Source organism: Chitinophagales bacterium, assembly GCA_019638515.1.
Classification (GTDB): Bacteria; Bacteroidota; Bacteroidia; order Chitinophagales; family LD1; genus UBA7692.
Genome location: JAHBTS010000002.1, coordinates 262,123 through 281,173 on the forward strand (window position 1 = coordinate 262,123; position 19,051 = coordinate 281,173).

The following is a 19,051-nucleotide window of genomic DNA, read 5'->3' on the forward strand; positions in this document are numbered from 1 at the left end:
TGCGCCAAATCATTATCTCAGTAAAAACAAACTTCCCTTTCTTTTTTGATTATCACCATTTCGCATCATTACTTTCAATACATAAGTATAAGTTCCCGGAAAACAAAGCTCACCACGGTAATAGCCATCCCACGCTTGATTTACATCATACGATTGAAAAACTTGCTCGCCCCAGCGATTAAAAATTCTAAGATCGAAGCGAGCAACACCTTGTGCAATCACCTTAAATAAATCGTTGTTGCCATCGCCATTGGGAGAAAATAAATTAGGAATAAAAAAGAAGCTCTTTTCTATCACCTTTACATACATGGTTCGCTCAAGCGTATCTATACAACCTTGCTGCGAAGATGCCATCAACATTACCGAAAAAGTACCTGTATCTTTATACAAATACGAAGGATTTATTTCGGTTGAAGTACCTCCATCACCAAAATTCCAAACAAAACTATTGGCATCGGCAGATAAATTTTCAAACATCACCACATCTTCATCTTGCACTACTAATAATGGAGCTGCAGAAAAATCTGCCACAGGAAAAGGAGCAATGTTTACATTTTGTACTGCTGTTGCGGAGCAATTTCCCAATACAGCCGTTAATGTAACGGTATAATTGCCTGCCTGCGGATAACTATATACAGGATCAAAACCCACCATGGTAGCGCCATTCCCAAAATTCCAATCAAAAGTTGCACTATCCGGCACCGAAGTATTGGTAACAGCAATAGGCTGTGTAGCACAATTGACCTGAACCGAAAAACTAACAGCAGGATTAGGCTCCACTGTAACCACCACACTATCGCTGGCAACACATTGGTTAGCATCTGTTACCCTTACCGAAAAAACAGTAGTACTCGCTGGCATAGCATCGGTATTGGCAGAAGTTGGAGTAGCAACAAAAGCAGCAGGCTCCCAAGCATATACCACACCTCCCGAAGCAGTAAGTTGCGTAAGCCCTCCAGCGCATATACTAACATCACTTCCCGCAAAAGCATTAGGTAAACTGTTTATTGTTGCCTGTATGGTATCTCTGCCGGTACATCCGTTTGCGGTATATTCAAGCGCCAAATTAAACACACCCACACCCGATACAGCAGCACTAAACACACCCGAAGCATTAGTTATACCCACACCACTCCACAATGCACCACTGGGCGAAAAGCCACTCAATGTAATATCTGAAGTATCTGCACATACACTAAAGTTACTTCCCGCATCTACCGTTGGCGATGGAAAAATGGTAACACTAACTGCATTGCTTGCACTGCCTACACAACCATAATGAGTAGGTGTAACCGTTACGCTATTGCCCGGCTGCAATAAAGAAGTAGCATACGTATTGAATGAAGTTTGCTGCAATACATTACTGCCATCTCTAAAATCGTATTGCAAGTAACCCGAAGGAGCAGCAGTAAACACCACCGGCTCTCCTGCACAAACTGCTGTATCGCTTACCGAAAGCGTAACAGCCGGAATAGGAATAACCGTAGTAACTATGGTATCGCTGCTATTGCTTACACATCCATTATTAGTTGCTATTACATAAACTGTAGCACCATCGGGCAATATCGAAGACGAAATGTTATTTACTCCGCTACTCTGCACCGAAATTCCATTTACAAAAAACTCATAATTGGCCATACCCGCAGGGTTGGCTGTAAACACGATATTATCGCCTACGCAAATTGTATCGTTTGTATCGCTGCTTACCAATGTAGCCACCGGAATTGGATTTACTGTTGTAGCAATTGAACTGCTAACCGCACTGCTACAACCATTCTGTACAGCCACCACCGAAATACTATTGGGCAAAACCAATGCCGATGTAGTATAAGTACTAGCACCCGAAGTTTGCACAGCAGAGCCATTATTACTAAAAATATACTGATCTAACCCACTTGGATTAGCAGTAAACACTACACTCTCTCCCGCACAAATACTACTATCGGCATCGCTACTCACCAACGAAACAGATGGAATGGCATGAACAGTCATTACAATAGGAATAGACACATTGGTAAAGCAGCTTCCATCAAACGCAATTACATATACACTATCTCCATTTTGCAAATTAGCATTACTGTAGATTGGATTAGCGCTATTTTGCACCTCCACTCCATTCAGAAAAAAGCGATAATTTACATAAGTAGCCGGAGCAGCTGTAAATGTTACGTTCTCACCTGCACAAACCGTATCATCACTTGCTTGCAAGTTTATATTTAAACTACTTTGCTGCACATTTAGCACCAGCGAATCGTACACACGCCCGCAGCAATCGGTTGTAACCCATACTTTTATTACTCGCTGCCCCGGTATTAAAAATACACTTCCCGCAGTAGCGGCTGATGAACTTTGTACCGTTTGCGGCAAGCTATTTTGCCCAAAATCCCATTCATATAAACTTCCCACTAATGAAGTTGAAAAAGAATCGGGGCATCCGGTAAAATGCGTACTGCTTTTTGCTGTTATAGAAGGAAGCTGTAAGCTATTATTGAAAATATCTACAAACTCAGTAAAATCTACACCGCTAAACTGAATTGTTTTTCGCCCCAATGTATTGTATATAACTTTGTGCGGTCCACTACCGCTGGCAGTAGCCGGAAACGCAGCGTTGCCAAAATTCCAGTTTCCTGCCGCAGCTGAAGAAAAGGTAACTTCTGCATTTATACATCCCCTGTTTTCAACCGAAATTATGGGAGGGTTGCCTGGTACTGCTACTATATTTTGCTGCGAAACAGCTGTACCTCCATTTTCGCTTAAAGCTATACTTAAACCAGTAGCACCACTGCCACCATTGCCACCTGCCCCGCCACTACCACCTGCCCCGCCATTGCCACCAACCGATACAGAACATGGATTGCCCGCAGCCCCACCTTGCCCGCCAGCTCCACCTGCACCTCCTACTCCACCTGCGCCTCCCGTGCCACCTGCACCACCTGCACCTACATTTAATGCACAATCTCTTACAACTCCGTTTGCTCCATTATTAAACAAGAAAATACAAAAAGAACTGCCGCCTCCGGTTCCTCCACTGCCGCCTGTGCCACCACCTCCACCACCTCCACCACCTCCGCCTGCACCTCCCACATAATCACTACCTTGCTGCTGCCTTCCGCCACCACCGCCACCGCCACCACCGCCACATCCATTGCTACCATTGCTACCATTGGTTCCTGCTCCTCCCGGAACAAAATAGCCGCCAACCATAGAACCTTGCGGGCCGACAGCGCCATTAGCCCCCGCACTACCACTTTGCCCTACACTACCGCTTTGTCCGGCAGTAACACCACCACAAGAACTACATGAATATGGGAAAGAGCATTTAGGTCCTAGACCGGAACTGCCGCCAGCACCTCCACAACCCGATGGTAAACCAGCGCTTCCCGGAGGAGAACTGCCATTCCACCGACCATTCATACCGCCTGCACCTCCATTATTTCCGCCACTACCAATACCACCTACGCCTCCTGCCGAAAACAACTCATTGGTATTTCCGGCAACACCGTTACCTCCCGCACCTCCTGCTACTCCGGCATTTCCTGTTGTTCCATTCATGCCGGCTCCTGCAGCTCCGGTAGTAACCACGCACCTCACAATATTATAATTGCTACAGCCACTTAGATAAATTCCATACACCGAAGTTTGTGCCGTAACTGCCGCAGCTACTTGTATGGTTATATCTTGCAATCTGAAATTTGAAATATTTAAACCTGCTATTCCCACCAATGCATTGGCAGGGAGCGGAAGCACATTGGTAGCATCTTTTGCCAAAATACTCGGAGTAGCGTTACTCTTTACCCATGAAGCAGCATCAAACCCGCCTTCAATGGTTATATTGCTCACAAGTTGCAACGGTTGTGCTAAATTATAGGTGCCTGTAGCCAACCATAATCTACTATTTTGAGCACTTACTAATGATAAGCCATATACCAAATTGGCGGGATTGGCACGCGTACCTGCCAAACCACTTCCCGCACCTGTGGGCGATACATAGATAATACCGCACTCCTGAGTAAATAACTTAAACGCATATAAAAGAATAATAGCAAGTACACTTTTTTTCATAAGCACTGAATCGAATGAATGAAAATAATACTATTAGAATTATTCAATATACTTTCTCCTTAAAAATTCTTCCACATTGTTTAAAACTGACAAACCACACACCTGTTGTTCAATTTTCTATACAAATCACTTTAGAAAACCAATTCATAAACAATTGATATACAACAAAATATAACTTAAACCAGCCCTCTTCAAACTTTTTCAATTAAATATTTTACACTTTGAATGAAAATACTACATTTGCAGCCCGTTTTTGGAGAAATAGGTAGCATCCAAATCAAGAAAAACGGAATAATTGCATGGCAAAACAAGATTTGATAGTTCAAGACGGTATTATTATAGAAGCACTTAGCAATGCTATGTTTCGAGTAAAGTTGGAGAACGGACATGAATTGATTGCCCATATTTCGGGAAAAATGAGAATGAATTACATTAAAATTCTTCCAGGAGATAAAGTGCAGTTAGAAATGAGTCCATACGACTTAAATAAAGGTAGAATAACATTCCGCTATAAATAGCGAAAAATAAAAATAAAGCTGAAAGAAAATGAAAGTTAGAGCATCAGTTAAAAAGCGCAGTGCCGATTGCAAGATTGTAAGACGCAAGGGCGTATTGTACATCATCAACAAGAAGAATCCAAAATTTAAACAACGTCAAGGATAATTAAAATATGGCTCGTATATCAGGTATTGACCTTCCTAAAAACAAACGTGGCGAAATTGCCCTAACTTATGTTTACGGCATTGGCTACACTACAGCAAAAAAGATTCTGACATTTGCAAAAGTTGAACCCAATACTAAAGTAAAGGATTGGACAGACGAACAAATTAACGGTATCCTTACCTACATTGCCGACCACTTAAAAGTGGAAGGTGAGTTGCGTGGTGAAGTACAATCTAACATCAAGCGTTTGCAAGATATTGGAAGCTACCGTGGAATTCGCCACAGAAAAGGCTTACCGCTTCGTGGACAAAGCACCAAAAACAACTCACGTACCAGAAAAGGTAAACGTAAAACAGTTGCTAACAAGAAGAAAGTAACCAAATAATAATTAAAGTAACCAATTAAGAATAATGGCTAAACAACAATCTGCGGCTGCATTAGCAAAAGCAAAAGCTAAGAAAAGAGTAGTAAAAGTGGATGCTGAAGGAAAAGTATTCATCAACGCCACTTTCAATAATATCATCATCACTTTTGCCAACTTAAATGGTCAGGCAATTAGTTGGAGTAGTGCCGGAAAAGTAGGTTTCCGCGGCTCTAAGAAAAATACACCTTACGCTGCTCAGTTGGCAGCTCAAGATGCTGCAAAAGTAGCTTTTGAAGCCGGCTTACGTAAAGTAGAAGTATTCGTAAAAGGACCGGGTGCAGGACGCGAAAGCGCTATCCGCTCTATTTATTCTAGCGGAATTGAAGTTACTATCATCAATGATATTACTCCTATTCCTCACAACGGATGCCGCCCTCCAAAACAAAGAAGAGTGTAACAGGTTTTTATATCTTTACTATACAAAAAAAGGAATCTCAACAGATTCCTTTTTTTATTTCTATACACCATGAAAAGTAACATAGAAACAGAACGGCTTTACTTAAGACCATTTAGCTTGTTAGACACCTCCAACTATTTCAATTTTATTTCTCAAAAAGATGTGTATGCTTGGCTCGGCAGGCGCACGCCTAAAAGCAAGGAACAAGCAGATGCTATCTTAGCCTATTTTATTGAAGCATTTAATACAAATGAATATGGTGTATATGCTGTTTTTACTAAAGATGGAGATAACTTTATTGGGCAAGCGGGTTTTAACTTCTTTAATGAGTTAGATAATATAGAATATCTCTACGCACTACATCCGGCTTACTGGAACAAAGGCTATGCCACCGAAATAGGAAAAGTTTTAATACAAGAGTTTACAATAGCCTTCCCACACAAGCCACTCGTAGCAATTGCCTATTCTGATAATCACCGTTCTAAGCATGTATTGCAAAAACTCAACTTTAAACAGAAAGGACAAAAAGAAGTATTTAACAATATAGCCGACTATTTTGAATTGGAACAACAACCCAAACGTGCTGCGGGTTTATGAAGTGGCGAATAGGATATAAAAAAACTGAACTTAGGTTTCGCCTACATTCAACCAAGAATAATGCTTTTAGCATTTCCATGATTTAATAACACCTACCTTACGCATAAACTTTCCACCTTCTTGTATTTTATCTTTCCTTAGCTACAGGTTATTTGCCTGTAAAGACGTGGGTTCAGCCCACGCACAGAAGGCTTAATCTACTGAATAGGAATATCATCAAACTTTCCGGTTACAACATATATGGTTCCTGCAGCTGAAGCACTAAACGTTCCTGAAAGTTTGCTGCCGTCATTTTTTGTAATTTTTAAAGTGCCTGAAGTAGCGTTCCAAAGCGTTCCATTTTTTACATAAGTAAAGCTAAACTCTGATGATATAATTGCGTATGTGCCTACTTGAAGGTCGTTACTATTTATTTCTACAACTGTGCTGTTGTTTTTTCTTGCAATAATAGTGTGGAATGCATTGTTTGCATACGCGCTATCGGCTTTTGTAAGGGTTGCTGTATCGTTTTCTCCATAATAAAACCCTTGTACTACTCCCGGGCTGGTATCATTATCTTTTTTACAAGCAGAAAATAAAACGAGTGTTGTAACAAAGGCTACGATTAAAAAGTTTATTCTTTTCATAATATTTAAATTAAATGTATAGCGAAGATATGATTACTTTAATACTTAAAATACATTTAGTAAGGTTTCATTAAAAGTCTGAAAAACCGAATTATCTACTCGAATTCTTCTTCGGGTTTGGGAGCTACTTTAATTTTGGTATGCACCCGGTTGGGCTTAGGCTTCCCGTTTTTAGTACAATTCAAAAGTAGCATACTTTATTCTTTTTCTAAGAATCTGTTAAGCTCTTCGTTGTTATGTTTAGGAGTAATATTTATATAAACTTCCACTAACGTTTTGCAGCTATCCAAAGATGGCGTATTTAAAAGCAATTCGCTGTCAACCAAGCACAAACTTGAATAGAAGAATTTCCGCCCCCATTACGCCAAACTGCTGTTGGCGGAAGCCTTTCTTTTTATTCAATTATATTTGCACTTCAGATTATTTAAGTAGGTTTATTGCCTGAAACCAATTTTATCATTTGTCGTAAATGTCGTTGAGTAATAGAGTAATGTATCATACGCAGGAGCGAAGAACTATCCGACTGAAAGCTCCTGTTGTCTGTGAAAGAGAAGATGCTTGGCTTGGTGATGGCTATTACTTTTGGGATGACGTTGTTGATGCCGAGCAGTGGGGACATAATAGCAAGCGTGAAACAGGATATTTTGAAGTTTATAAAGCCGAAATTTTGATTGATAATTTTTTAGATACTGTGTTCAATGAAGCGCATTATCGGTTTTGGATAAGTCAAGTCGAGAAAGCGGCTGAACAGATTAGAAGAAAAACAGGTCTAAAGCCAACCATAAAGGAGGTGAATGAGTATTTTAAGGAAAGGGCAATTTGGAGTGAAGTAGATGGTATTATCTTTCAAGATATTCCAGAAAAGGATAATATTTTGAAGGTTAAAGCGTTTTATTACAGAAAGAGAATACAAGCCGCGGTTTACAATCTTGAAATTATTACTACATTTGCATTCCATTCTGAAAGCAGGTGTAAAACCAAAAAATGGTATTAATATGTTGAATTTGAGAGAATTAGAGCAAAAGTTGGACAGGGCGTTGTCTAATGAAACTGAAAAGTCTTTGACGCAGTGGCTCTTAAATAAGAGGTTTAAAGGGCTTGACTTTTTAGGTGAAGGAGTTTTTGAAGAACTAACCCCAAGTCACTCAACAATCAAACCTTATAGCTGTGAACCTAAGAACGAGTTTGAACATTCTGAAGAATATTCAGTAGTTGGAGAATATCAATATGCTATGGCTGCATAATGGAAGTAAAAGAACAAATAAAACTTACCTTTCACGGAGTTGACATTTTTAGCGTTCAGTTCGCTTCTGAAAGTCCCTTAGATAGAAACAAGAACATAGACTTAAACATTGTTCCAAAAGTATTCTATCCGAGTGATTCTCCTTCGGAGTTCAAAATTATTTTTGAAACTATAGTTAAGGCGGATGGATTCTTCAATTTGTCATTGCAGGCTGTTGGGCACTTTTCTCTTGAAAAGGACGTTGACGAAAAAGTCAAAAAAAGTTTCGTTAATGCTAATGCACCAGCAATTATGTTCCCTTATGTTCGCTCGTTCATTACAACCCTTACAAGTAATTTAGGGACTGCAACTGGTCCAATTGTCCTACCACCGCATTTCTTTACAGGTCAGTTAGAAGAGGTTGTTACTGAGGACAACTCAGCCAAGTAATGGCATTGCTCTGAATTAAGGTTTCCGCTAACTCCAAATATACAAACTAAGGCTTGGGATAAGTGGACTTCTTACGTCTTTTATTCACCTTCCGTTCCCAATGGTTTTTACCGTTTAGTACCGTAAGGCCGCGACCAAACTCTTCGGTGGTTTGATACGAAAGAATGGGTGAATACCAAAATTCTGCCACACAGCGCTCAGGCGTAACATCCAGAGTGCCATAACCATGTTTGGTAAATTGACAAAAACGATGGTGCGGATTCAAGTTGCGGCTAATACTTTGAAACATGGGAATAAACTCCATTGGAATACCGTGTTCATTCATATTGCCGCGCGAAATACTGGTAGGCAAAAACTCTACGCCCACAGCTCCCTCGCCTGTTTTTCTTTTATAGAGTTTTCTGTTTTTAGGATATGGCGTTAAATCTATCGCAAAACTCATGTGTGCATCGCCCGTAAGCACCACCACATTCTTAACTTTGTTTTCTGAAAGGAAAGCAAAAAGGCGCTCTCTGTCTTGTGGCAATCCATCCCAATTACTCGGGTCGAATACTTTGCCATTGCCCGGCACATTTAAAAATTTGGGCAAGCCTTCGCTCATCCAGCTACCCATCATTTCTTGATTTCCAATAAGGTTCCAAATTGAACTTGAAGCTACCAATTCATGCTTCAACCAAGCATCTTGATGTAATCCCAACACACTTTTTTGCCCGGGAGCATAGCTTTCTTTTCCTCTAAAAAGGTGCATGTCTATCATATTCAACTGAGCCAAACTGCCAAACCTAAACGAGCGATAAAGCCTTTCGGGGTGGGTAGTATCGGGCATACGAATGGGCAAGTATTCATAAAATGCCTGCATGGCATCTTGTGTGGTTCCCGGTTTTTCGCAATCGGTATCGTGGTTATCCCAAATTACTATCCAAGTTTTTTGCTGCTTAGCGGCACGCAAATCGGGATCGAGCAAATAGTAACGGTGTCGCTCGCGCCATTCACTTAAACTTGAAACATCTTTAGGTAAAGGAATCGGCATGCGCACCAATTCATCTTTATCGGCATAATCATACGCATAGTCTCCAAGGTGAATTACAAAATCTATATCGGGGCGCTCAGCAATTCTTCTATATGCATTAAAATAACCACTCCAAATACTGGCGCACGATGCTATAGCAAATTTAAGGTGCTGCACTTGCTCGTTGGGCAATGTTTGTGCAATACCCACCGCAGAATATTTACCATTATACTCAAACCTGTAAAAATATCGGGTAGCAGGTTGCAATAAATCGGCATCTACCTTTACTGTAAAATCATGGTTGGCAACTGCCCATGCAGTGCCACTGTTTACCACATCGGTAAAGGCAGCGTCTTTAGCTATTTGCCAATGTATATTGTAAGTTGGCTGTGCAGTATCGCTAGGCGAAAAACGCGTCCATAAAATAACCCTGTCCAATAGCGGGTCGCCCGATGCCACACCATGTACAAATGGTTCATGTTTACTATCGGCATAAATATTATCGGGAAGAAATTTATACTGTGCCTCTACAAAAAACACTATCAATAAACACACAAAAAGAATTGAAAAACGAACCTTCATATCGGTTTACTTAGCTTTGCAGCAAGCATCAAGTTTAGCATAACCATCGGGTGAAGCCTTCACAGAATCGGCATCGAAACCCGCAGCCGCAATGGCATTGCGAATTGCTGCCGGATTGGTTTTCTCTGTTTTATAGGTAACCATTATAGTGTGGTTAGAAGGATCAATTCTTACCTTGCTCACACCGGAAACTATTTCCTTTATAGTGTTATTTATATTCATACCGCAACTCTCGCACCGCAAGCAGTGATTGCAATGAATGGTAGTTTTTATGGTAATGGTTTCCTTTGGCAATGCAGCACCTGCACTCAATGAAATACTTAGAATTACAACGGCAATGATACGCTTCATGATACAGTAGTTATTACTTCAACAATAGTAATACACTTTAGGAGCTATAAAGAATTTTGTTTCAAAGAAAATACAACTAATACATTAGGCTCGCAACACCGGAATTTGTGTAGGTTTGCTACATGGCGAAACAACGAACTGTTTATGTATGCCAAAACTGCGGTGCCAATGCTGCCAAGTGGGTAGGCAAATGTCCGGTATGCAGCGAATGGAATACTTACGTAGAAGAACATACCAGCAAAGAAGAAGATAGAGCAAAAGAAAAATCGTATGCTGCAAAAAGCGGAACAGCCATACCTATACCCATAGGCAATGTAGCTGAGCAAGATATGGCCCGCATAAACACGGGCGATACCGAACTAAACAATGTGCTGGGCGGAGGCATTGTGGCAGGTTCGCTCATATTGCTTGGTGGCGACCCCGGCATAGGTAAATCTACGCTCCTGCTGCAAATGGCACTGCAATTAAAAGGTATAAAAATACTGTATATAAGCGGAGAAGAAAGCGACAGGCAAATTCGTTTGCGGGCATCGCGCATTGGTATTTTAAACAACGATTGCTATTTGCTTACCGAAACTAACACACAAGCCATTTTTAAACAAGCCGAAGCACTGCAACCCGATTTAATGATAATTGATTCCATACAAACGCTGCATACGGTGTATGTGGAATCGCCCCCGGGCAGCGTAAGCCAACTGCGCGAATGCACAGCCGAAATACAGCGCTATGCCAAAGAAAGCGGCCTACCCGTATTTTTAATCGGGCATATTACCAAAGACGGCTCTATTGCCGGCCCTAAAGTTTTAGAACACATTGTGGATGTGGTATTACAATTTGAAGGCGACCGCAACCATACATACCGCATGTTGCGCACCATTAAAAACCGCTTTGGATCTACATCGGAACTTGGAATTTACGAAATGCAAGGAAACGGCTTGCGTGCCGTAACCAACCCCAGCGAAATACTACTTACACAAAGAGATGAAGTATTGAGCGGTATTGCCGTAGCTTCTATGATGGAGGGCGCACGCCCGCTGCTTATTGAAACGCAGGCATTGGTAACACCCGCTTTTTATGGCACACCACAGCGCAGCTCTACCGGATTTGACGGCAGGAGAATGAACATGTTATTGGCGGTATTAGAAAAGCGCTCGGGGTTTAAATTCGGCACTAAAGATGTGTTTTTAAATATTGCCGGAGGATTGCGTGTAGAAGATCCATCTATTGATTTAGCCGTAATTGCAGCTTTGCTTTCCTCGTATCAAGACAAACCTGTTTCTTCTAAAATTGCATTTGCTGCCGAAGTAGGTTTAAGTGGCGAAGTGCGGGCGGTAAGCAGAATTGAACAACGTATTGCCGAAGCCGATAAACTTGGGTTCAGCACTATGTTTATTTCTAAATTCAATACAAAAGGTATTGATGAATCTAAGTTTCAATTAGAACTGATTGCCATTAGTAAAGTACAGCAACTGGTAGATGCTCTATTTTAATTGCGTATTGATTACCATACCCGCTCCAACCGTAATATTGGTGGCTTCATCAATTAAGATAAAACTGCCTGTTTCGCGGTTCTGCATGTATGTATCTACCAATAATGGAGCAGTAGTTCGCAGCAATACTTTGCCCACATCGTTCATACCGATAGTAGTATTTTCTGTAATGCGCGACAGTGAATTTATATCTAAGCGATACTTTATTTCTTTAATTACACAACGCACATCTCTAGTAGTGTGTTTAAGAGCATACCTACCGTTGGGCTGCATTGGTTTATCGCCCAACCAACAAATCATAGCTTCTATATCTTGCGTTTGCGTAGGGCGGTTTCCGCTGCGTGCAATCATATCGCCTCGCGAAACGTCTATATCGTCTTCCAGCAACATAGAAATACTCATGCCTGCCGATGCTTCTTTTAATTCTTTGCCGCCTAATTCAATTTTTTTAATGTGCGAAGTAAAACCCGAAGGCAATACCACTACTTCATCGCCTGGGCGAAAAACACCACTATTTACTCTGCCCGCACATGCACGATAATCGTGAAAGGCATCGCTATAAGGTCTAACAATATATTGCACCGGAAAGCGGGCATCTATACGGTTGGTATCGCTATCAATATGTATGTTTTCCAACAAATACATTAAGGTAACGCCTTCGTACCACGGCATATTGAAAGAGCGCGTTACTACATTATCACCATTTAATGCCGAAATAGGAATAAAATGAAAATCTTTGATACTTAAACGCGTAGCAAAGTCTTTGTAATCTTTTGCTATACGCTCAAATACTTCACTGCTATAATCTACCAAATCCATTTTATTGATGCAAACCGCCACATGCGGAATACCCAACAATGAAGCAATTAAAGAATGGCGTTTGGTTTGCTCCACCACGCCTTGGCGGGCATCAATTAAAATAAGTGCTAAGTTGGCAGTAGAAGCTCCGGTTATCATATTGCGCGTGTACTGAATATGTCCTGGCGTATCGGCAATAATGAACTTGCGCTTTGGAGTGGAAAAGTAGCGATATGCCACATCAATTGTAATACCTTGTTCGCGCTCTGCACGCAAACCATCTGTGAGCAACGAAAGATTTATTCCGGCCTCGCCTCTGCGTTTGCTGGTAGCTTCAATATTTTCGAGTTGATCTTCGTAAATAGATTTGCTATCGTAAAGCAAACGCCCAATGAGCGTACTTTTACCATCATCTACACTTCCGGCTGTTGTGAACCTAAGTAATGTGGTAGGGCTTTCATCGGTGTTGCGGCTCTCGTGCTTGCTATTGGTGGCAGTACTCATAATATCTACAGTTTTACTAAAAGTAACCTTCTTTTTTTCGGTCTTCCATGCTGGTTTCGCTGCGCTTATCGTCTGCTCTGCCGCCACGCTCTGTGGTTCTGGCAAGTGCAATTTCGCGTACAATTTCATCTACCGATTGAGCGGCAGAAAAGGTAGCACCGGTAGAGGTAATATCGCCAATGGTTCTAAAGCGTACGGTTCTTTCTTCTGATACTTCGGTTGGTTTCATTGGTATTATACCCGCATCTGCCAACCACATGCCATCGCGCTCAAATACTTTCCGCTTGTGCGAAAAATAGAGCGAAGGCAGCGCTATATTTTCTTTAGCTAAATACATCCATACGTCTAACTCTGTCCAATTTGAAATTGGGAAAACACGAAAATGCTCGCCTATATTTTTTCTACCATTGAACAAATTCCAAAGCTCGGGGCGCTGGTGCTTAGGATTCCACTGCCCAAATTCATCGCGGTGCGAGAAGAAGCGCTCTTTTGCTCTTGCCTTTTCTTCATCGCGCCTAGCGCCTCCAATACAGGCATCAAATTTATGGGCTTCGATAGTATCTAACAATGTAGTGGTTTGCAATTTTATGCGCGAAGCATAATAGCCTGTTTCTTCTGCTACTCGTCCGGTATCTATGCTTTCTTGCACCGATCCTACAATTAGCTTTACTTCTAAATTCTTCACCAATTCATCTCTAAAAGCAATTGTTTCGGCAAAATTGTGTCCGGTATCTATGTGTACCAACGGAAAAGGAATGGGTGCAGGGTAAAATGCTTTTCTCGCCAAATGTGTAACTAAAATTGAATCTTTTCCACCACTAAAAAGAATAGCAGGATTTTGGAACTGCGCTGCCACTTCGCGCAACACATAAATAGATTCGGCTTCTAAAGTATCTAAGTAAGCTAAAGCGTAAGACATAGTTTAGATATTGTAGTAATTGTACTGCTCGGGTTGCGCATTTTTATAGGTTACAATAGGCAGTATTGCTTGGAGCAAAATATCGGTTACTTCAAACACCGTTTTGTTTTCTGTATTTATAGTAGCCTGTGCTTGCAGTGGTGCTTCAAAAGGTGCATTTACTCCGGTAAAGTAGTCAATTTTATGCTGCCTTGCCAAAGCATACAGGCCTTTTACATCGCGGGTTTCACAAACATTTATTGGAGTGCTTAGGTAGGTGAGAAAAAAGTCTTTCTCGCCAATAATTTGGCTTGCCATTTTCCGTTGGCTTTCGAGAGGTGTAATAAAACTGCACAACACAATAATGCCTGCATCTATAAAAAGTTTAGCAATTTCTGCCACTCTGCGTATGTTTTCGTTTCTATCGGCATCGGTAAAACCTAAATTCTTATTGATACCAATTCGCATATTATCGCCATCTAATACAAAACACTTAAAGCCTCGCAAAAACAATTCGTGTTCCAATGCTCTTGCCACGGTACTCTTTCCTGCACCAGAAAGTCCCGTGAGCCAAACCACCGTTGCATGCTGTTGCAATTGTTGTTCTCGATCGCTCCGCGAGTGTAGCTTTTCGAAAATGGGATGAATGTTTTTTTCCACTAACAGCAATAATAGAAAACACCGCTTTCATTTATTCCGATATTGAAAAAATCATAACAGAAAGTTTCTTAAAATTCTATTTATTACCTTCGTAGAGATTTGAAATTAAATTCAAACATTAAAAGAAGCCTTTTGGCTATTGGTATTTTTTCGTTTTTAGGTTTAAAGGCGCAAGAAGTACAAACTTGCTATGCCTCGTTTTACCACCATAAATTTCACGGTAGAAAAACATCTAACGGAACCCGACTAAACAACGAGAGCTATACTTGTGCGCATCGTACTTTACCCTTTGGTACTAAGGTAGAAATTACCAACTTATCGAATGGAAAGTTTGTGGTGGCAACCGTTACCGACCGAGGTCCATTTGCCCGCAACCGTTGTGTAGATGTAACACTGCAAATTGCAAAAGACCTCGATTTTGTAAAAAACGGAGTTGTAAAAGTGCAAGTACGCGTAATACCCAACGAGCCGCTTTGGTATGTAATTAAAGCCAGCGACTCCACACTTTTTGCCAATCATTTTGGTGTAAAAATTGGCTCGTTTACCAACTATGCCGAAGCTGCATTGGCAGCCAAGCGCGTGAAGGAATGTTGTGGGGCTTTTGTGAATTTAGGGCGCATTTCTAATAGCGAAAAAAATTTTTTGCTCATTGCCGGAAATTTTATGTCGGCAGCCGAAGCTCAAAACCTTATGAAGAACTTCCCGCTTGAGTTGGCAGCTCCAGATGTTTTAAACTACAACGAAGTTTTAAATGCATTAAAGTAAATGGTAATTGCTAGCAGGAAGGTGCTTATTATTTTACTTATATTTTCTATTGCCTGGCAGCATTGCTTACAGTTAAGCATTTACACTTGGTACACCTTTCAAAAACAAGCAATTACATATAGTTTTTGTATAAACAAAGCCAACAAAGCATTGCACTGTAATGGAAAATGCTACCTAGGCAAGCAACTCCAAAAATCGGAAGAAAACCAACAACAGCAATCGCACAGCATACTAAAAACAAAGTATGAGTATTCTTTAGCACAGGCATACAACTTCAATTTGCAGCCTCAAGCATTATCTACTGCCCAACGCTACATTTTAATGAAATGGCAATTGCCACCCAGTCCTTTTATAGCCATTGATGCACCATCGGGTTAGTTTGTTTTCCTTTCGTAGCATCCTAAAATAGCGTTGGCACAACTCCATACGTTCATTATTCTTCATCTACTGAAAAAAAACAAACATCATGCAAATTAACTTATATGCTTCGGCAAGTACTTTACTATTGATACTAACCATCACTTTCTCTTCTTGTAAAAAAGATGACAACTTTGAAGGCAGCGGAAGCGCCAGCATAGAACTGGAGCACGTGTGGAACGAAGATGACTTTTCGCTTAACAAAGCTTTTACAACCGATAGCAACCAACAAGCAACGTTTACCACACTCAAATACATAGTAAGCAATTTTGTATTTGTGAACGAAAATGGAGCGCAATATACCATTAAAGACAGTTGCTACTTAATAGATATTTCTGCTCCGGCATCTACGTTACTGCCATTTAGCAATATACCATCGGGCAACTATAAATCCGTGCATTTTTGGGTAGGCGTAGATAGCACCCATAATGTTTCCGGCAATATTTCCGGCTTAAGTAGCATGTACCAAAATGCAAGTAATGGCTATACTTTTATGAAAGCAGAAGGCAGCAGCCCGCAAAGCGGCAGTGGTTTTTTGTACCACATTAGCGGCTACCAAGCACCCAATGCGGCACAAAGAGCTATTACCATAGATTTTGGCAGCAGCAGCTTGCAAGTTCGCCAAAGCAAAAAAGTACAACTACATACTTCTGTAAATGTTGAAAAACTATTTACCGGAATAAACATCTCCACCCTTCCACAAATAAACACCGCAGGTGCCAATGCACTAAAAATAGCCAATAACTATGCCACCCTATTTTCGTTTGAACACATACACAACTAATTCATGAAAGTAAGCAGCGGTAGTAAAAATTATTGCCGCTGCTTTTACTGCCAACAACTCTTAATTTTTAAATACTGTTAGTGCACAAAAACTACATTTGCAATTCACCATCAATAGAGTGCAAATGGATAATAGGCGACAACAAAAAATTGGAGGTTTAATTAAAGAAGAATTTACATCGCTGCTTACCCGCGATTACAAAGGTATTTTTGGCAAAGGTCTTATTAGCGTTACCAATGTAAAAGTAACCACCGACCTTTCTATTGCCCGTTTCTATTTAAGCATGCTTAATGTAGAAGATAAAGAAGCAGCCCTTTTAAAATTTAGAGAACTTACGCCAGAGTTTAGAGGAAAATTAGGCGCAAAGCTACGCCACCAACTTCGTAAAATTCCCGAAATGGAATTTTTTATTGACGATACTTTAGACTATGTCTTCCACATGGAAGAGGTATTGAAAAACCTTAAAAACAACCAATAACTTTTACCACCAATATTCAACTAACCACAACTCATTAGCCGTGTCAGAACAAGCAAAATCTATAGTAATAAAATTTGCAGGCGATAGTGGCGATGGAATGCAACTAACCGGCAGCGAATTTACTGCCAATGCTGCACTATTTGGAAACGATATTGCCACCTTCCCTGATTTTCCTGCCGAAATTCGCGCACCGCAAGGCACTTTGCCCGGTGTTTCGGGTTTTCAACTTCACTTTGGAAGCGAAGAAATAGACAGCCCTGGCGACAACTGCGATGTATTGGTAGCCATGAATGCTGCTGCCCTAAAAACCAATTTAAAGCAACTGAAAAAAGGCGGCATCATCATTGCCGACATATCGGGCTTTGAATCTAAAAACCTAAAACTTGCAGGCTACACCACCGAAGAAAATCCGATTGAAAACGATTCGCTTGCCGCTTACCAACTTCAAAAAATAGACATTACAAAACTCACCAAAGAAACTTTAAAAGACAGTGGCTTAGACGGCAAAAGTATAGACCGCTGCAAAAACATGTTTGTATTAGGCTATGTGTATTGGATATTCCACAGAAGCTTACAAAGCACCACCGAAGACCTCCATAGAATATTTGCAAAAAAACCACAACTGCGCGATGCCAATATTCAAGTACTTAAAGCCGGCTACAACTATGGCGAAACAGTAGAAACAATCGCCCACAGAATTGAAGTTGCTCCGGCAAAACGACCACAAGGCGTGTATAGAAATATTATTGGCAATACAGCCACAGCATTAGGCTTAATTGCGGCATCCGTAAAAAGTAAATTGCCATTGTTTTACGGCACCTACCCTATTACACCCGCCTCAGAAATTTTGCATGAACTAGCCAAACACAAAAATTTTGGTGTGGTTACATTCCAAGCAGAAGACGAGATTGCAGCCGCAGCCTCTGCCATTGGTGCTTCGTTTGGAGGCAGCTTAGGCGTAACCGGCACATCGGGGCCGGGTTTGGCACTTAAAAGCGAAAGTGTTTCGCTGGCAGTTTCGCTCGAACTGCCATTGGTAGTTATAGATGTACAACGTGCAGGACCCAGCACCGGAATGCCCACCAAAACAGAGCAAGCTGATTTGCTGTTTGCCATGTACGGCAGGCATGGAGAAGCACCACTTCCAATTGTAGCCGCGCAATCTCCGGCAGATTGTTTTTATACTGCTTTTGAAGCTTGTAAAATAGCTTTGCAACATACTACACCCGTAATAATGCTAAGCGATGGATACATCGCCAATGGCTCTGAACCGTGGAAGTTTCCGCAAGAGAATGATTTACCCGCTATTGATGTTGAGTTTAGCAGCGCTACCAACAGCGAGCAGTTTATGCCATACAAGCGCAACGAAAAATTGGCTCGCAATATTGCACTACCCGGAACAAAAGGATTGGAACACCGCATTGGAGGATTAGAAAAACAGAGCCTCTCGGGCAATATTTCTTACGACCCGCAAAACCACGAAAACATGGTTCGCATGCGTGCCGAAAAGGTAAACCTTATAGCCAATTATATTCCCGAACTGCATATTGAATTAGGTAATAAAAGCGGCAAAGTGCTGGTATTGGGCTGGGGTGGCACTTACGGCTCTATTCGCGCAGCAGTAAAACAAGCCATAGCCGAAGGAAAAGATGTAGCCCATGCACATTTACGCTATTTAAATCCTTTCCCAAAAAACACCTTAGAACTCATCAATAGTTTTGAGCATATACTTATTCCCGAAATAAACACAGGGCAGTTGGCACACTTGCTTAAAGCATCTTATTTGGTGAAAGTAGAATCGTTTACCAAAGTGCAAGGTCAGCCATTTTCGCAAAGCGAAATTTATGCTGCCATCAATAAGTTTTATTAAAAAC

The 19,051-nt window shown here is 41.1% G+C and carries 21 protein-coding genes; 14 read left to right on the forward strand and 7 right to left on the reverse strand.

Annotated elements, in window-relative coordinates; genetic code table 11:
• Nucleotides 1-12: 12 nt before the first annotated feature.
• Nucleotides 13-4,062: a gliding motility-associated C-terminal domain-containing protein gene (locus KF872_04355; GenBank protein ID MBX2902768.1), complete on the reverse strand. Its 4,050-nt coding sequence runs from the start codon at nucleotides 4,060-4,062 to the stop codon at nucleotides 13-15.
• 299 nt (nucleotides 4,063-4,361) lie between these two features.
• Here KF872_04355 and infA point away from each other — a divergent pair, with 299 nt between their 5' ends.
• From infA to KF872_04380, 5 genes are all read left to right on the forward strand, one after another.
• Nucleotides 4,362-4,580, forward strand: coding sequence for a translation initiation factor IF-1 (infA, locus tag KF872_04360; GenBank protein ID MBX2902769.1), 219 nt, complete (start codon nucleotides 4,362-4,364; stop codon nucleotides 4,578-4,580).
• A gap of 28 nt (nucleotides 4,581-4,608) precedes the next feature.
• Entirely contained in the window at nucleotides 4,609-4,725 is a 117-nt protein-coding gene (gene rpmJ, locus KF872_04365; GenBank protein MBX2902770.1) for a 50S ribosomal protein L36, read from the forward strand.
• Between the two features lie 7 nt (nucleotides 4,726-4,732).
• Nucleotides 4,733-5,110: a 30S ribosomal protein S13 gene (rpsM, locus tag KF872_04370; protein MBX2902771.1), complete on the forward strand. Its 378-nt coding sequence runs from the start codon at nucleotides 4,733-4,735 to the stop codon at nucleotides 5,108-5,110.
• A gap of 25 nt (nucleotides 5,111-5,135) precedes the next feature.
• Nucleotides 5,136-5,546: a 30S ribosomal protein S11 gene (gene rpsK / locus KF872_04375; protein MBX2902772.1), complete on the forward strand. Its 411-nt coding sequence runs from the start codon at nucleotides 5,136-5,138 to the stop codon at nucleotides 5,544-5,546.
• Between the two features lie 69 nt (nucleotides 5,547-5,615).
• The gene (locus KF872_04380) at nucleotides 5,616-6,143 is read left to right on the forward strand and encodes a GNAT family N-acetyltransferase (protein ID MBX2902773.1); all 528 of its coding nucleotides are present in this window, start codon (nucleotides 5,616-5,618) and stop codon (nucleotides 6,141-6,143) included.
• A 197-nt stretch (nucleotides 6,144-6,340) separates the two neighbouring features.
• Here the strand turns inward: KF872_04380 and KF872_04385 are convergent, their stop codons facing one another.
• On the reverse strand, nucleotides 6,341-6,769 hold the full coding sequence (locus KF872_04385) for a hypothetical protein (protein ID MBX2902774.1): 429 nt from the start codon (nucleotides 6,767-6,769) through the stop codon (nucleotides 6,341-6,343).
• Between the two features lie 469 nt (nucleotides 6,770-7,238).
• Between KF872_04385 and KF872_04390 the strand changes: the two genes are divergently transcribed.
• The 3 genes from KF872_04390 to KF872_04400 are packed head-to-tail and all read left to right on the forward strand — an operon-like array spanning nucleotide 7,239 to nucleotide 8,441.
• On the forward strand, nucleotides 7,239-7,763 hold the full coding sequence (locus tag KF872_04390; GenBank protein MBX2902775.1) for a hypothetical protein: 525 nt from the start codon (nucleotides 7,239-7,241) through the stop codon (nucleotides 7,761-7,763).
• A 1-nt stretch (nucleotide 7,764) separates the two neighbouring features.
• Nucleotides 7,765-8,013 carry a hypothetical protein gene (locus KF872_04395; protein ID MBX2902776.1) on the forward strand — a complete coding sequence of 83 codons (249 nt, stop codon included), beginning with the start codon at nucleotides 7,765-7,767 and terminating at the stop codon, nucleotides 8,011-8,013.
• Nucleotides 8,013-8,441 (forward strand): protein-export chaperone SecB, encoded by a 429-nt coding sequence (locus tag KF872_04400; GenBank protein ID MBX2902777.1) that lies wholly within the window; start codon nucleotides 8,013-8,015, stop codon nucleotides 8,439-8,441. The genes KF872_04395 and KF872_04400 overlap by 1 nt, the downstream gene beginning before the upstream one ends.
• Nucleotides 8,442-8,487: 46 nt before the next feature.
• On the opposite strand, the gene KF872_04405 is transcribed toward KF872_04400, so the two are convergent.
• Both KF872_04405 and KF872_04410 read right to left on the reverse strand, forming a co-directional pair.
• Nucleotides 8,488-10,032, reverse strand: coding sequence for an alkaline phosphatase D family protein (locus KF872_04405; GenBank protein ID MBX2902778.1), 1,545 nt, complete (start codon nucleotides 10,030-10,032; stop codon nucleotides 8,488-8,490).
• A gap of 6 nt (nucleotides 10,033-10,038) precedes the next feature.
• Complete coding sequence (locus KF872_04410) at nucleotides 10,039-10,383, reverse strand: cation transporter (GenBank protein MBX2902779.1); 345 nt, start codon at nucleotides 10,381-10,383, stop codon at nucleotides 10,039-10,041.
• 122 nt (nucleotides 10,384-10,505) lie between these two features.
• Here KF872_04410 and radA point away from each other — a divergent pair, with 122 nt between their 5' ends.
• Entirely contained in the window at nucleotides 10,506-11,873 is a 1,368-nt protein-coding gene (gene radA / locus KF872_04415; GenBank protein MBX2902780.1) for a DNA repair protein RadA, read from the forward strand.
• Here radA and cysN read toward each other — a convergent pair.
• Genes cysN through cysC form a run of 3 tightly spaced genes read right to left on the reverse strand, consistent with a single transcriptional unit; the run spans nucleotide 11,865 to nucleotide 14,733 of the window.
• Nucleotides 11,865-13,175, reverse strand: a complete 1,311-nt coding sequence (gene cysN, locus KF872_04420) for a sulfate adenylyltransferase subunit CysN (GenBank protein ID MBX2902781.1) — start codon at nucleotides 13,173-13,175, stop codon at nucleotides 11,865-11,867. The two genes, radA and cysN, sit on opposite strands and share 9 nt — an antisense overlap.
• 16 nt (nucleotides 13,176-13,191) lie before the next feature.
• Nucleotides 13,192-14,094, reverse strand: coding sequence for a sulfate adenylyltransferase subunit CysD (gene cysD, locus KF872_04425; protein MBX2902782.1), 903 nt, complete (start codon nucleotides 14,092-14,094; stop codon nucleotides 13,192-13,194).
• 3 nt (nucleotides 14,095-14,097) lie between these two features.
• Complete coding sequence (gene cysC / locus KF872_04430) at nucleotides 14,098-14,733, reverse strand: adenylyl-sulfate kinase (GenBank protein ID MBX2902783.1); 636 nt, start codon at nucleotides 14,731-14,733, stop codon at nucleotides 14,098-14,100.
• A gap of 132 nt (nucleotides 14,734-14,865) precedes the next feature.
• On the opposite strand from cysC, the gene KF872_04435 reads away from it, so the two are divergent.
• The 5 genes from KF872_04435 to KF872_04455 all read left to right on the forward strand — a co-directional run bounded on the left by KF872_04435 (nucleotide 14,866) and on the right by KF872_04455 (nucleotide 19,047).
• Nucleotides 14,866-15,498, forward strand: a complete 633-nt coding sequence (locus tag KF872_04435) for a septal ring lytic transglycosylase RlpA family protein (GenBank protein ID MBX2902784.1) — start codon at nucleotides 14,866-14,868, stop codon at nucleotides 15,496-15,498.
• Nucleotides 15,499-15,876, forward strand: coding sequence for a hypothetical protein (locus tag KF872_04440; GenBank protein MBX2902785.1), 378 nt, complete (start codon nucleotides 15,499-15,501; stop codon nucleotides 15,874-15,876).
• An 88-nt stretch (nucleotides 15,877-15,964) separates the two neighbouring features.
• Entirely contained in the window at nucleotides 15,965-16,699 is a 735-nt protein-coding gene (locus tag KF872_04445) for a hypothetical protein (protein MBX2902786.1), read from the forward strand.
• Nucleotides 16,700-16,823: 124 nt separating this feature from the next.
• Nucleotides 16,824-17,177 (forward strand): 30S ribosome-binding factor RbfA, encoded by a 354-nt coding sequence (gene rbfA / locus KF872_04450; protein MBX2902787.1) that lies wholly within the window; start codon nucleotides 16,824-16,826, stop codon nucleotides 17,175-17,177.
• Nucleotides 17,178-17,274: 97 nt separating this feature from the next.
• The gene (locus tag KF872_04455; GenBank protein MBX2902788.1) at nucleotides 17,275-19,047 is read left to right on the forward strand and encodes a 2-oxoacid:acceptor oxidoreductase subunit alpha; all 1,773 of its coding nucleotides are present in this window, start codon (nucleotides 17,275-17,277) and stop codon (nucleotides 19,045-19,047) included.
• The last annotated feature ends 4 nt before the right edge of the window (nucleotides 19,048-19,051 follow it).

Bases quoted from the DNA above. Each gene is read 5' to 3' on its own strand.
- KF872_04355 (MBX2902768.1), bottom strand. From the start codon at position 4,062: ATGAAAAAAAGTGTACTTGCTATTATTCTTTTATATGCGTTTAAGTTA.
- infA (MBX2902769.1), top strand. From the start codon at position 4,362: ATGGCAAAACAAGATTTGATAGTTCAAGACGGTATTATTATAGAAGCA.
- rpmJ (MBX2902770.1), top strand. From the start codon at position 4,609: ATGAAAGTTAGAGCATCAGTTAAAAAGCGCAGTGCCGATTGCAAGATT.
- rpsM (MBX2902771.1), top strand. From the start codon at position 4,733: ATGGCTCGTATATCAGGTATTGACCTTCCTAAAAACAAACGTGGCGAA.
- rpsK (MBX2902772.1), top strand. From the start codon at position 5,136: ATGGCTAAACAACAATCTGCGGCTGCATTAGCAAAAGCAAAAGCTAAG.
- KF872_04380 (MBX2902773.1), top strand. From the start codon at position 5,616: ATGAAAAGTAACATAGAAACAGAACGGCTTTACTTAAGACCATTTAGC.
- KF872_04385 (MBX2902774.1), bottom strand. From the start codon at position 6,769: ATGAAAAGAATAAACTTTTTAATCGTAGCCTTTGTTACAACACTCGTT.
- KF872_04390 (MBX2902775.1), top strand. From the start codon at position 7,239: ATGTCGTTGAGTAATAGAGTAATGTATCATACGCAGGAGCGAAGAACT.
- KF872_04395 (MBX2902776.1), top strand. From the start codon at position 7,765: ATGTTGAATTTGAGAGAATTAGAGCAAAAGTTGGACAGGGCGTTGTCT.
- KF872_04400 (MBX2902777.1), top strand. From the start codon at position 8,013: ATGGAAGTAAAAGAACAAATAAAACTTACCTTTCACGGAGTTGACATT.
- KF872_04405 (MBX2902778.1), bottom strand. From the start codon at position 10,032: ATGAAGGTTCGTTTTTCAATTCTTTTTGTGTGTTTATTGATAGTGTTT.
- KF872_04410 (MBX2902779.1), bottom strand. From the start codon at position 10,383: ATGAAGCGTATCATTGCCGTTGTAATTCTAAGTATTTCATTGAGTGCA.
- radA (MBX2902780.1), top strand. From the start codon at position 10,506: ATGGCGAAACAACGAACTGTTTATGTATGCCAAAACTGCGGTGCCAAT.
- cysN (MBX2902781.1), bottom strand. From the start codon at position 13,175: ATGAGTACTGCCACCAATAGCAAGCACGAGAGCCGCAACACCGATGAA.
- cysD (MBX2902782.1), bottom strand. From the start codon at position 14,094: ATGTCTTACGCTTTAGCTTACTTAGATACTTTAGAAGCCGAATCTATT.
- KF872_04440 (MBX2902785.1), top strand. From the start codon at position 15,499: ATGGTAATTGCTAGCAGGAAGGTGCTTATTATTTTACTTATATTTTCT.
- KF872_04445 (MBX2902786.1), top strand. From the start codon at position 15,965: ATGCAAATTAACTTATATGCTTCGGCAAGTACTTTACTATTGATACTA.
- rbfA (MBX2902787.1), top strand. From the start codon at position 16,824: ATGGATAATAGGCGACAACAAAAAATTGGAGGTTTAATTAAAGAAGAA.
- KF872_04455 (MBX2902788.1), top strand. From the start codon at position 17,275: ATGCAACTAACCGGCAGCGAATTTACTGCCAATGCTGCACTATTTGGA.